This is a genomic window from Corallococcus sp. CA053C (genome assembly GCF_003611675.1).
GTDB lineage: Bacteria > Myxococcota > Myxococcia > Myxococcales > Myxococcaceae > Corallococcus.
This window is the reverse complement of the sequence record NZ_RAWA01000306.1, coordinates 1-12024: the sequence shown is the minus strand read 5'-3', so window position 1 is coordinate 12024 and position 12024 is coordinate 1. Positions and strand designations below refer to the sequence as shown.

Below are 12024 nucleotides of genomic sequence, written 5' to 3'. Positions count from 1 at the left end.
TGCCCCCACCTGCTCCGATGGCCTCCCGTGGAGGGATGCCTCAGCGCCGGATGTCGGGCGCCCCGTCCGACCGGAGTGTCACCGGCGAAGTCGCGGTCGGAGGCATCAGACCCATGAAGGAGGCCTCGCCCAAAGGGGGCGGAGGGATGGAGCGCGCGAAGAAGCGCAAGGCCTACGATGAGTTCGAAAGCGCCCCCATGGCGGACCTGGCGATGGACGAGGAGGAGGGCGGGTCCGGTGCGGCCAGCCTGGAGCCCGCGGACGGCCTGCTCGACTACGATTCGCTGACGCTCGCCCCGCCCGGTGCTCCGGCGCAGCGCGGCCGGCTGCGTCCCCGTCCGGCGCACGTCACCCAGGCGATGCTGGCGCTGACGGCGGTGAGCGTGCGGGTGGACGTGGTGAGCCTCGTGGCCCAGGCGACCTTCACCGCCAACGCCGTGAATGAGCTGCCGCCACCGACCTGGTCCGTTCCGCCGCGCGAGTCCGCCCGGCACTTCGATGCGCGCTTCGATGCGGAGGCGAGCACCGACGTGCCGTCGGACGGCGCGTGGCACACGGTGCCCATGTTGACGCTGCCGGTGGAGCTGAAGGCCGAGTACGTCTGCGTGCCCTCGGTGGAGCCGCGCGTCTTCCGCACGGTGCGCCTGGACAACCCCACGCCGCACCCGCTGCTCGCGGGGCCGGTGGACGTGACGCTGGAGGATGAGTTCCTGATGACGTCCCCGCTGCCCACGCTGGGGCCCGGCGAGACGCAGCGTCTGGGATTGGGCGTGGAGGAGGCGCTCCAGGTGGCGCGCAACACGCGGTTCGACGAGGCCACGGGCGGCATGTTCGGCAACAGCACGGTGCTCACGCACCACGTGACAGTGGACGTGGTCAACCACCTCTCCCGGCCCGCGGCCATCGCCATCTCCGAGCGCGTGGGCGCGGTCCCTGAGTCGCAGAAGGACATCAAGGTGGAGGAGAGCGAGGTCGTCCCGCCCTGGCACAAGCCCACGCCGATTCCAGGTGAGGCGGTGGTGGAGGGCGAGCGCGTCTGGCGCGTCAGCGTCCCGGCCGGAGAGAAGCGTTCGATGAAGGCGACGTGGGTCGTGAAGCTGCCTGCCAGCAAGATGCTGCTCGGCGGAAACCGGAGGACGTGATGAACACTTCCATTGTGTTGCCCGTGGTCAAGGTCACCGTCCTGGAGGATCGGGCCCTCATCGAGCGCAGGGGCGAGGTGTCGCTGCCGCAGGGCACCACCCGCCTCGTGGTGGATGGCCTGCCGGCGGTGGCGGTGGACCGCTCGCTCCAGGCGAAGCTGACGGGAGGCGTGGTGACGCAGGCCAGCCTGCGCCGCTCGAAGCGCGCCGTGCTGCCGGAGGCCCTGCGTGAACAGCACACGGAGCTGGCCCGCCGCGCCTTCGAGCACGAGCAGGTGCTGGAGCGCGCCCAGGCGGAGGTGCGTCGCCTGGAGGTGAAGCGCAACCTGGTGCAGGCCGCGCGCGAGGACGTGTTCCGCGCCATCGCAGAGCGCACCGGCGCGGGGGAGGCGGACCCGAATCACTGGAAGGAGCAGCTCGACACGCTCCGCCGGGAGCTGACGGCGACGGACGATGCGCTCCGGCAGGCCCGCCGCCACGAGAGCCGCTTGCAGCGTCAGCACCAGCAGGAGACGCGCGACATCCTCTCGCGCACGCAGCTGCCGGAGCCGACGCTGGACGTGCGCGCGGAGCTGGACGTGAGCCACGCCGCGGGAGGCCCGGCGACGCTGACGCTGACGTACCTGGTGCCCTGCGCCGCGTGGCGTCCGGCCTATCGCGCGGCGCTGCGCTTCACGGCGGAGGCGACGACGGTGACGATGGAGTGCGAAGCGGTCGTCTGGCAGAACACGGGCGAGGCGTGGAAGGACGTGACGCTGGCCTTCTCCACCGCGAGGCCCACGCTGGGCGCGACACCGCCCCGGCTTGAGGAAGACTGGCTGTCATTGCGGGACAAGACGGTGCGCGAGAAGCAGGTGGTGGACGTGTCCGTGCGCGAGGAGGTCCTCCAGACGACGGGCGAGGCCGGGGCGGCGAAGGCCGCGGACGCGCTGCCCGGCATGGACGACGGAGGCGAGCCGGTGACGCTGTCGGCGGCCCACCTGGCGACGGTGCCGTCGGATGGCGAGGCGCACCGCGTGGCGCTGTTCACGTTCACCGCGCCGGCCACGTCCGAGCTGGTGGCGTGTCCGGAGCAGTCGCCGCTGGTGCACCGGGTGGCGCGGTTCGACAACACCGGGCCGTCGGTGTTGCTGGCGGGGCCGGTGGACCTGGTGCGCGCGAATGGCTACGTGGGCCGGGCGCAGCTCCGGTTCGCGGGCCGGGGTGAGCGCGTGAAGCTGGGCTTCGGCAGCGAGGACTCGCTGCGCGTGGCGCGGCAGGTGGACGTGGGCGAGGAGACCGCGCGCATCACCGGCCGGCGCACGCGCACGCAGCGGGTGAAGCTGTTCGTGTCCAACATGGGCGCGAAGCCGGCGGCGCTGGCGGTGGAGGAGCGCATGCCGGTGTCGGAGGTGGAGGCGGTGGAGGTGGCGCTGCTCAAGGACGCCGCGAAGCCCGCGCCCACGAAGGTGAGCCCGGAGGGCATCGTGCGCTTCGAAGTGGACGTGGCACCGCGCTCACGGCAGACGCTGGCGTTCGGCTACACGGTCGCCAGCGCCGCGAAGGTCGCGGGCCTGTAGGCCGTCTCAGGACGTGGAGCGCACCAGCTCCCGCAGCTGCTGAGCGGCCGTGCGCGCGGGGACGAGCCGGAGCAGCGCATCCCGCAAGAAGCGGGCGGCCGGGTTCTCCCACTGGCCCATCCGGCCCACCTGTCGCGAGCGCACGACCATCTGGTTGGCGCGCGTCACCCGGCGGGCCTCGTAGGCCCGCAGCGCGTCCTCCACCGGGCCCGGGGCCGCGAGGCACTCCGACAGCACCACGGCGTCCTCGATGGCCTGACACCCGCCCTGCCCCAGGTTCGGCGTCATCGGGTGCGCGGCGTCTCCCAGGAGCGTCACGCGGCCCCGGCTCCACCGCGGGAGCGGCGGGCGGTCGTGGATGTCCGTGCGCAGGACGCGTTCGGGAGGCGTCGCCGCGAGCAGGTCCGCGATGGGCGCATGCCATCCCGCGAAGCGCTCGCGCAGGACGTTGAGCGTCTGCCCTGGTGCATCCTCCGTCCCCATGGGCGCGTTGAGCGTGGCGTACCAGTACACCTCGCCATGGCCGATGGGCACGATGCCGAAGCGGGCGCCGGGGCCCCACGTCTCGCTGAAGCGCCCGGGGGTCACGAAGTGCTCGGCCGGGCACACGCCGCGCCAGCTCGTGTAACCGGAGTAGCGCGTCGGCTGTTCTCCGAACAGTCCCGTGCGCACGGCGGAGCGCAGGCCATCCGCGCCCACCAGCACGTCCCCCGAAGCGGTGGTGCCATCGGACAGGGACACGGTGACGCGCGCCCCGTCGTCCTGGAAGCCCGTCACGGCAACGCCCAGCCGCACGGTCTCCGCCGGGCCCGAGTGGGCATGGAGGACCGCCTGGAGCCGGGCGCGGTGCATCGCCACCATGGGAGCGTCCAGCTCGCGCTGGAGTCCTCCCACGTCCACGGCGGTGAGGCGGGCCCCTGACGGCACGAGGATGACGGTCTGCTCGGCCCGAGCCCCTTCCGCGACCACCGCGTCGCACAGGCCGATGCGGCGCAGGGCGAGCGCGGCATTCATCTGCACGATGAGGCCCGCGCCCACCTGTCGCAGTGCCTCCGCGCGCTCGAAGACGGTGGCGCGCAGGCCGGCGCGGTGGAGGGCGCACGCCAGCGTGAGTCCTCCGATGCCGGCCCCCGCGATGAGGACATGGCGACCGGACGGAGACGATGTGGAAGGCGAGGCCATGGCGACCTTTCAGGAAGGCCGGCGCTGAAGGTCAACCGAACCAGCGGCCGGAGTCCGGAGCGAAGACTCGCACGCGCTCCAGCAGCGACGCAGGCAGGCGGGCCTTGAGGGTCGCGTGCACCTGAGCGGGGCTGTAAGCCTGACTGAAGTGCATCAGGACCAGGGCCTCATTCTGGAAGCGGTCCGCCATCGAGGCGATCTCCTCCAGGTGGATGTGGGCCCGCTCCTGCGCATCGCGCACGGTGCGCTCCGCGTCGATGAACGTGCACTCGAGGATGAGCACGCGGCTGTCGAACAGGGATGGCTGGCGCTCCAATACGTTGGAGAGCGTGTCGGTGCAGTAGGCCAGCTCCAGACGTTCGACCTCTTCAAAGAGAGGCTCTCCGGCAAGACGACGGCGGCCGATCTCCGCGGGAGGCAGCTCGCGGTATTCGGGCTTGAGCTTGGAGACGCGGCGGAGGAACTGGTAGCCCAGCGAGGGCACGGGGTGGTGCGTGCGAAAGGCACGCACCCACAGGTCCTGCTGGAGCTTCGTGGTGTCACCGGGGCGGAGGGGAACGGTGTGGATCTCCGCCTTCATGCGGTGCAGCCGGGCCAGGGCCGCGATGGCCTCCTGGACGGGCGCTTCAATCTCCGCGGGCAGATAGACGAGGGGCGGCCCCTTCCCCACCAGCGCACGGATGCCGAGGAGTGAACCCAGGGCACTGGCGTGGTCCGCATGGCCATGGCTGAGGAAGATGCGGTCCACGCCGGCGAAGGAGCGGATGGGGATGCCGGCATCCAGCAAAACCCCCAGTTCCGGCACCAGGAGCGACGTGTACACGCCGCCCACGGACACACCGCGCACGGTATAGGGTCCCGCCTGCACCTCGGTCAGCATGGGGAAAGCTTATGCGGTCTTCAGAGGGAAGGTGCTCGTGCGTTTGAGACCACCGTGGACCGTGTGGCTCCTGGTCGTAGCGGTGCTGCTCCAGGGCTGCGGAGGAGCGCACGCGCGCAAGCAGTCGTACCAGTTCGACTCCGCGACGAACGCCTGCCGGCACCAGCCCGCCTCGTGCGCCCAGGCGGCGGGACAGGAGGCCGTCCTCCCCAGCGCGGTGCGGACCTTCGCGACAGCGGGAGGCTCCGCGGTCGCAGCCGTGAAACTCCTGGATGCGACCTCGAAGCAGGAGGTCACGAAGGCGCTGGAGGAATGCGCGAACAAGGCCCGGACCCAGGTGATTCTCGAACGATTCGGAGGCAGGATCCCTACCCCCGATGAATGCAGGAAGCCCATCGGTCCTGACGCTCGTGCCATCACCCTGGCCATGCAACTCGGAGAAGAGATGCACCGCATCGCACTCCGATGCGCCGCCCAGAAGCTCGAAGAACTCCGCCCGGGTGGTTTCAGCATTGAACCGACCTATCGCTATGACAGGCCAGCCGACAAGACGCGATGGATAGCACCGGAGGAGATCGAATTGCTACGCCGACAGGGCAACCTGGGCGAACTGAAGGGAACACTGGTACCCGATGTCGTGCTCCACGCAGGTGACCCTCTTCGGGCCCAGGCCGTCTTTGACTTCAAGTTTCCCTGCGTTGACCTCACCCAATCGCCCCCCTGGAGGAAGTACCCGGCCGGGCACCCGTTCCAGGGCTCGACCCAGAACGCCATGTACCAAGAAGCCTTGAAGGTAGAGTTCATCTTCCAGATCAGTCCGTGGATCGGAGCATCGCTGTGATGCCCCTTCCCCCAGCAATCCTGATCAAGGGCGAGAACGGACGTATCATGGCCCAGGGTGGCCTCTGCATCGCCTTCTACATGGCCGCACCAACATCCCAGGTGGCGCAAGCCGCCGCGCAAGCCCTGGAGGCCTACAAGGGCTTCGTGGGACCCGAGGCGCTCTCCTTCTACGCCGATATGGACGGCGAATGGCAGCAACTTGAAACAGAAGGATGGGAGCCCATCCGAAAGGAATTTCTCGATCCCATTCGCGCCCGCGTCCATCTTGTTGGGAACGACACATCCCCAGGTGGTTTTGGCTTTGAGTACGACGGCAAGGAACTGGGCGAGCCGGCCTTCCAATACTGGCCCCGCGCAGTCAGCACCCTCCGTTTCTGGTTGCCGATGGGTTTCCTGGAGACTCGCGGGCCTGACCGGATCCGGGCCCTGGCTACCGAAGTTGCCACCCTGCTCCCCTTCAACTCAGGACACGCGGGCCTCTCATTCAACGCCTCCTTCCAGTTGGCTGGCGTCATGGAGGCGGTTTCGAAGGAGGCCCTCCGTCATCCCGGGCTCGATATCCTCAAGCTGGAGCACGCAGGCAATGAGATCGGAACCCAGGTCCGGGTTCCCCACTGGCTGACCTTTATCGGCGACCCCGTCTTGAAGAAAGTGGGAGGGATTGAAGCCCTCCGTGCCCACCTCCACGAACCCGGAACCACCGTTGAGGCAATCAATCCCCAACGGGCTGTTGTCACCCTGGGGCCCGCGCCCACGCCAGGCGAGGAGGGGCAGCCGATGCCAGCCTACCGCGAGCTGGCACGGGTCCTGGAACCCTGGGCGTACCATCCCGCGTCCTGCCCCGGGTTCAGCCCCGAGGCTGCCTTCCCCCGGTGGGACCGCCGGTTCCTCGACTGAGCGAGCGAAAAGCCTATGCGGTCTTCAGAGGGAAGGCGCTCGTGCGTTTGAGACCACCGTGGACCGTGCGGCTCCTGGCCATAGCGGTGCTGCTCCAGGGCTGCGGAGGAGCGCACGCGCGCAAGCAGTCGTACCAGTTCGACTCCGCGACGAACGCCTGCCGGCACCAGCCCGCCTCGTGCGCCCAGGCGGCGGGACAGGAGGCCGTCCTCCCCAGCGCGGTGCGGACCTTCGCGACAGCGGGAGGCTCCGCGGTCGCAGCCGTGAAACTCCTGGATGCGACCTCGAAGCAGGAGGTCACGAAGGCGCTGGAGGAATGCGCGAACAAGGCCCGGACCCAGGTGATTCTCGAACGATTCGGAGGCAGGATCCCTACCCCCGATGAATGCAGGAAGCCCATCGGTCCTGACGCTCGTGCCATCACCCTGGCCATGCAACTCGGAGAAGAGATGCACCGCATTGCGCTCCAATGCGCAGCCGAGCGGCTTCAAGACCTCCGTCCTGGTGGGTTCAGCATCGAACCGACCTATCGCTATGACCGATCCACCGACACGACGCGATGGGTGACACAGGAGGAGATCGAGTTGCTGCGTCGGCAAGGCAACCTGGGCGAATTGAAGGGGACGCTGATTCCTGATGTCGTGCTCCACTCAGGCAACCCGGTCCAGGCGCAGGCCGTCTTCGACTTCAAGTTCCCCTGTGTTGACCTCACCCAACACGGACGTTGGAGGGAATATCCGCCAGGACATCCGTTCGCGGGCATCAGGCAGGACGTCATGTACAAGCAGGCCTTGAAGGTCCGGTGGATCGCCCAGGTTGCCCCCTGGATTGGAGCGTCACCGTGATGCCCCCTCCTCCGCCCATCCTCATCCGGCATCACAAGGGGCGCATCATGGCCCAGGGTGGGATCCACATCGTCTTCTACGTGGCCGGCCCCACGTCACAGCTCGCCCCTTCAGTCCGGCTGTCACTCGATGCCTATCGGCGTTTCGTGGGAACCGACACGCTCTGCCTCTATGCCGATCTGGAGGGCGACTGGCAGGAGCTTGACTCGCACGGCTGGGAGGTGACGTGGAAGAACCTCTTCCGTCCCCAGCGCGCGCATGTCTCGCTTCTTGGAAACGAGAGCATCCCGAGCGAATTTGGCTTTGACTATGACGGCAAGGACCCGGGGGATGAGTTCTTTCGGGATCGCCCCAACGCGGTCAGCACGGCTTCCTTCTGGCTGCCCATGAGCTTCCTGGGCTCGCATGGACCCGACCGGATCCGAGGCCTGGCCGTTGAACTGGGCTCGCTGCTGCCCTTCAGCTCAGGACACGCAGGACTCTCGTTCAATGCACCATTCCATATCGCCGGAGTCATGGAGGCCGTCTCAAAGGAAGCCTTTCAGTATCCCGGCCTGGACATCCTTGAGCTCTCACGTGAGAGCTGGGAAATCGGCACACGTGTCCGAGTCCCCCACTGGCTGACCTTCCTCGGCGACCCCGTCTTGAAGGAAGTGGGAGGGATTGAAGCGCTCCGTGCCCGCCTCCACGCCCCCGGAACCACCGTGGAAGCCATCGACCCGCAGCGAGCCGTCATCACCCTGGGGCCCGCGCCCACTACCGGCGAGGAGGGGCAGCCGCTTCCGGCCTACCGCGAGCTGGCCCGGGTCCTGGAACCCTGGGCCTACCATCCCAAATCCTGCCCGGGGTTCAGCCCCGAGGACGCCTTCCTACGGTGGGAGCGCCGGTTCCTCGACTGAACCAGCGTCCCCCATTCCAGCTCAGTTCTTCGCGCGCTCGTACTGGTGCGGCCAGAGCACATCCGCGTGCAGCTCCTTCGCGGCGCGCAGCGGCCAGTACGGATCCCTCAGCAGCTCCCGGGCGAGGATGACGACATCCGCCTGGCCCGTGGCCAGCACGTGCTCCGCCTGCATCGCGGAGCGGATCATCCCCACCGCCCCCGTCAGGATGCCCGTGTCCTTGCGCACCTTCTCCGCGAGCGGCGTCTGGTAGCCCGGCCCCACCGGAATCTTCACCCCGGGCACCACGCCGCCCGACGAGCAGTCGATGAGGTCCACGCCCTCCTTCGCCACCAGCTTCGCCAGCGCCACCGAGTCCTCCACCGTCCAGCCCCCCTCCACCCAATCCGTGGTGGAGATGCGCATGAACAGCGGCAGGGACTCCGGCCACTTCGCTCGCACCGCGCGCGTCGCCTCCAGCGCGAAGCGCGTCCGGTTCTCGAACGAGCCGCCGTACCTGTCATTGCGCTTGTTCGACAGCGGCGACAGGAACTCGTGCAGCAGGTAGCCGTGCGCGGCGTGCAGCTCGATGACCTGGAACCCCGCCGCCTTCGCCCGCGCCGCCGCATCCCCGAACGACTTCACCACCCGCGCGATGCCCGCCTCGTCCAGCGCCACCGGCTTCGGATAGCCCTCGTCGAACGCCTCCGCCGTGGGCCCCACCGGCGTCCACCCGCCGTGCTCCGGCGTCACCGTCGCACCGTGCGTCCCCGTGTCCCAGGGCCGGAGTGTGGAGGCCTTGCGGCCCGCGTGCGCCAGCTGCACGCCCGACGCGGCCCCGTTCTGGTGCAGGAAGCGGTTGATGCGCGCCAGCACCTCCACGTGCGCGTCCTTCCACAGCCCCAGGTCCTGCGGCGAGATGCGCCCCTCCGGCTCCACCGCCGTGGCCTCGGTCATCACAAGCCCCGCGCCCCCCACCGCGCGACTGCCCAGGTGCACCACGTGCCACTCATTGGCGAAGCCGTCGTCGCTCGAGTACTGACACATGGGCGAAACCACCACGCGGTTGCGCAGCGTGATGTCCCGCAGCTTCAAGGGGGTGAACAACCGACTGTTGCTCATGACTTGTCCTCCAAACCCAGCGCCGTGCGCACCTGCGCCGTGCTCTTGCCCATCCAGTGCCGGCGGTGGTTGTCCTGCGTGGTGAGGCTGCGCGTCTCCATCCGGTCCACGTAGAGCGTGCCGTCCAGGTGGTCCACCTCGTGCTGGAGGATGCGCGCGTACCAGCCTCGCGCCGACAGCGTCACCGGCTGGCCCTGCTCATCCAGCGCCTCCACCCGCACGCCCCGCGCCCGGGGCACCAGCGCCGCGAACCCATTCACGCTCAGGCACCCCTCGTGGAACTCCACCGGCGTGGGGTCCTCCACCACCAGCCGCGGGTTGATCAACACGTGGAAGGCCACCGGTGCCCGCTCCCGCGAGGCCAGGTCCGCGGGCGCCGCGCCGGCCTGGTACTCCGGCCGGTCCTCGATGACGACCAGCCGCACGCCCACCCCCACCTGAGGTGCCGCCAGCCCCACGCCGGGCGCGTCCCGCATCGTGTCGCGCATCAGCGTGATGAGCTGCCGCGTCTCCGCACTGCCAATCTCTTCAGGGGTCAGCTCGCGTGCGCGCTGTCGCAGCACCGGCTCCCCCGCCTGGACGATCTTGAGCACCATGGTGGCCCCACCGTAGCAACCGCTCCACTGCCGCGCCGCATCGCCGTGAGGCAGGCGCGGGCCCGGTCGCCTGGCCTCCCACGAGGAAGGCGACGCCTGGACGCCTCGGGCCTCACGGCCCCTGGGCCACTGACGGTAGGCTGCGTCTCACCATGGCTCGCCGCAAGAAGGCCGAAGAGACCACCGCTCGCGTGCGGAACCTGCTCGCCCTGGATGCCGCCGGCATCATGCGCCGGCTGGCCGCCCGCCGGGAGGAGATGTTCATCCTCTTCTCCCGCCTGCGCAGCCGGGGCCCGCTCCTGGAGACGGTGGCGTCGCACTACGCCGAGGGCGCCTTCATCCAGCTCATCCACCTGACCGAACAGGAGCAGGCGGTGGTGGACCACTTCTACTCGCGCCTGGACGAGCTGCGCTGGTACTTCACCTACACCGAGGACATGCCCGGCACCGCGCACCAGACCTTCATCGCGCTGCACCGGCGGCTGGAGGAGAGCTACCGCCTGTTCGTGGAGACGATTGGCCTGCCCGTGCAGCCGGACGGCGTGCGCGTGGTGAACGCGGAGGCCATCCGCCACGAGGAGACGGCGGTGGAGCCCACGCCGGTGGCGCTCGTCCCCCTGCCCCGCCGCCGCCGCGCGCCGCCCGCGTGACTCAGGCCGCGGAGGCTTCCGCCGCGCTCGCCTCCGCGCTCGCGTTGGTCACCGCCGGCGCCCCGGCCCTCGGCAGCCGCTTCATGGACGCCTTGCCCACGACCACGTCCACCATCTTCTTCGCGCGCGTCCAGACGCTCTCCTGCACGTAGGGGATGCCGTACTTCTCGCACAGCGCGCGCACCCGGGGCTGCACCTCGCGGTACTTCAGCATCGGCAGGTCCGGCCAGAGGTGGTGCTCAATCTGGTAGTTCAGCCACAGGTGGGCGAAGTCGTTGAGGTCCCCGCCAGTGCGGTAGTTCGCGCTGCCCAGCACCTGCTGCACCATGCGCTCCGCCTTGTTCGCGGGCGCGGTGTCGAAGCGGTACAGGTCCTCGCCGGTGTGGTTGGGCCCCACGACGAAGAACGTGTGCAGGTTGGTGACGACGTCCGCCAGCACGGAGTTGCACAGCACGCTGAACGCCGCCCACGGCCCCACGACGAGGAACGCCGCCGGGTACAGGCCGAAGTAGACGGTCGCGTACGGCAGGTAGCAGCGGGTGACGAGCTCCCACACCTCCGCGCGCGTGAGCGAACCCCCTTCACGCCGCCCCTTGCGCCGCAGCGACCCCAGCGTCTCGGGCGCGTAGTAGCTCGCCCGCCAGGTGACGGCGAGGAGCGCCAGCTGCACGTAGCGCAGCGGCAGCGGCCGGCCCGTGTCCCGCAGCGTGCCCTCCGCGTTGCGCTCCAGCAGGTCGGGGTCCGCGTCCTCGCCCGTGTGCGAGTGGTGCAGCACATTGTGCTCGAACACCCACGCGTCCGGCAGCATCCAGTCCAGCCAGTCCACGAAGCGCCGGGCCCCTCGCGCGAAGCCCTTGCTGGTGCGCGACACGGGCAGGCCGGGCACCCGGTCGTACCCCCGGTGCCCCACGTGGTGCATCAGCAGCCAGCGCGTCGAACGCCCCAGCCCCAGCGCCACCGCGCTCAACGGGTTGGGCGCAATCCACGCCGTGGCCACGCCCAGCCACGTCGCCACCCGCCCCCACCGCTCCAGCTTCCGCAGGTGCGCCGCGTCCGCCTCGCCCAGGGACGCATCCACCTGGGCGCGGATCTCCTTCAGCTCCCGGTAGAAGCCCTCCGCGTCCACGGAGGCGAGGTTGAAGTCGGGGGTGCCGCGGGACATGGAAGGACTCCTCGGGAGCAGGGCGGGGAACCACGGGCACGGTCGGTAACGGGCCGCACGCTAGCCTTCGTCCGCGCTTGCGAAAAGCCTTCGTTCCCGCTCACCCGCCCGCCGGGCGACGGGGCAGGACCAGCTTCGCGGTGAGCACCTGCACCACGTCCCCGTGCTGGTTGCGCGTCTCGCTGCGCACGGTGGCGATGCCCCGGTCCGGCTTCGTGCGCGAAGGGCTGATCTCCACCACCTCGCTCTCCACGTGGAGCACGTCCCC

The 12024-nt window shown here is 69.5% G+C and carries 12 protein-coding genes; 7 read left to right on the top strand and 5 right to left on the bottom strand.

What is annotated here, in order from left to right:
• The first annotated feature begins 113 nt into the window (after window positions 1-113).
• A complete protein-coding gene (locus tag D7V97_RS30860; RefSeq protein ID WP_233583331.1) occupies window positions 114-1142 on the top strand; it encodes a DUF4139 domain-containing protein in 1029 nt (342 codons plus the stop codon).
• A complete protein-coding gene (locus tag D7V97_RS30855; RefSeq protein ID WP_120614209.1) occupies window positions 1142-2701 on the top strand; it encodes a DUF4139 domain-containing protein in 1560 nt (519 codons plus the stop codon). The genes D7V97_RS30860 and D7V97_RS30855 overlap by 1 nt, the downstream gene beginning before the upstream one ends.
• A gap of 6 nt (window positions 2702-2707) precedes the next feature.
• Here D7V97_RS30855 and D7V97_RS30850 read toward each other — a convergent pair whose 3' ends face one another.
• Together D7V97_RS30850 and D7V97_RS30845 are read right to left on the bottom strand one after the other, a co-directional pair.
• Window positions 2708-3883: an FAD-dependent monooxygenase gene (locus D7V97_RS30850; protein ID WP_120614208.1), complete on the bottom strand. Its 1176-nt coding sequence runs from the start codon at window positions 3881-3883 to the stop codon at window positions 2708-2710.
• Between the two features lie 31 nt (window positions 3884-3914).
• On the bottom strand, window positions 3915-4763 hold the full coding sequence (locus D7V97_RS30845) for an MBL fold metallo-hydrolase (protein ID WP_120614207.1): 849 nt from the start codon (window positions 4761-4763) through the stop codon (window positions 3915-3917).
• Between the two features lie 61 nt (window positions 4764-4824).
• Between D7V97_RS30845 and D7V97_RS30840 the strand changes: the two genes are divergently transcribed.
• From D7V97_RS30840 to D7V97_RS30825, 4 genes are all read left to right on the top strand, one after another.
• Window positions 4825-5604: a hypothetical protein gene (locus D7V97_RS30840; RefSeq protein ID WP_199728990.1), complete on the top strand. Its 780-nt coding sequence runs from the start codon at window positions 4825-4827 to the stop codon at window positions 5602-5604.
• Entirely contained in the window at window positions 5583-6503 is a 921-nt protein-coding gene (locus tag D7V97_RS30835) for a type VI immunity family protein (RefSeq protein WP_120614206.1), read from the top strand. The genes D7V97_RS30840 and D7V97_RS30835 overlap by 22 nt, the downstream gene beginning before the upstream one ends.
• Before the next feature lie 65 nt (window positions 6504-6568).
• Window positions 6569-7348, top strand: coding sequence for a hypothetical protein (locus tag D7V97_RS30830; RefSeq protein WP_233583330.1), 780 nt, complete (start codon window positions 6569-6571; stop codon window positions 7346-7348).
• Complete coding sequence (locus D7V97_RS30825; protein ID WP_120614205.1) at window positions 7348-8247, top strand: type VI immunity family protein; 900 nt, start codon at window positions 7348-7350, stop codon at window positions 8245-8247. Before D7V97_RS30830 ends, D7V97_RS30825 begins: the two co-directional genes overlap by 1 nt.
• A gap of 21 nt (window positions 8248-8268) precedes the next feature.
• Here the strand turns inward: D7V97_RS30825 and D7V97_RS30820 are convergent, their stop codons facing one another.
• Both D7V97_RS30820 and def read right to left on the bottom strand, forming a co-directional pair.
• Entirely contained in the window at window positions 8269-9348 is a 1080-nt protein-coding gene (locus D7V97_RS30820) for an NADH:flavin oxidoreductase/NADH oxidase (protein WP_120614204.1), read from the bottom strand.
• A complete protein-coding gene (def, locus tag D7V97_RS30815; protein ID WP_120614203.1) occupies window positions 9345-9944 on the bottom strand; it encodes a peptide deformylase in 600 nt (199 codons plus the stop codon). The genes D7V97_RS30820 and def overlap by 4 nt, the downstream gene beginning before the upstream one ends.
• A gap of 152 nt (window positions 9945-10096) precedes the next feature.
• Here def and D7V97_RS30810 point away from each other — a divergent pair, with 152 nt between their 5' ends.
• Window positions 10097-10594, top strand: a complete 498-nt coding sequence (locus D7V97_RS30810; protein WP_120614202.1) for a hypothetical protein — start codon at window positions 10097-10099, stop codon at window positions 10592-10594.
• A gap of 1 nt (window position 10595) precedes the next feature.
• Here the strand turns inward: D7V97_RS30810 and D7V97_RS30805 are convergent, their stop codons facing one another.
• Window positions 10596-11756, bottom strand: a complete 1161-nt coding sequence (locus tag D7V97_RS30805; protein WP_120614201.1) for a fatty acid desaturase — start codon at window positions 11754-11756, stop codon at window positions 10596-10598.
• Window positions 11757-12024 lie beyond the last annotated feature (268 nt).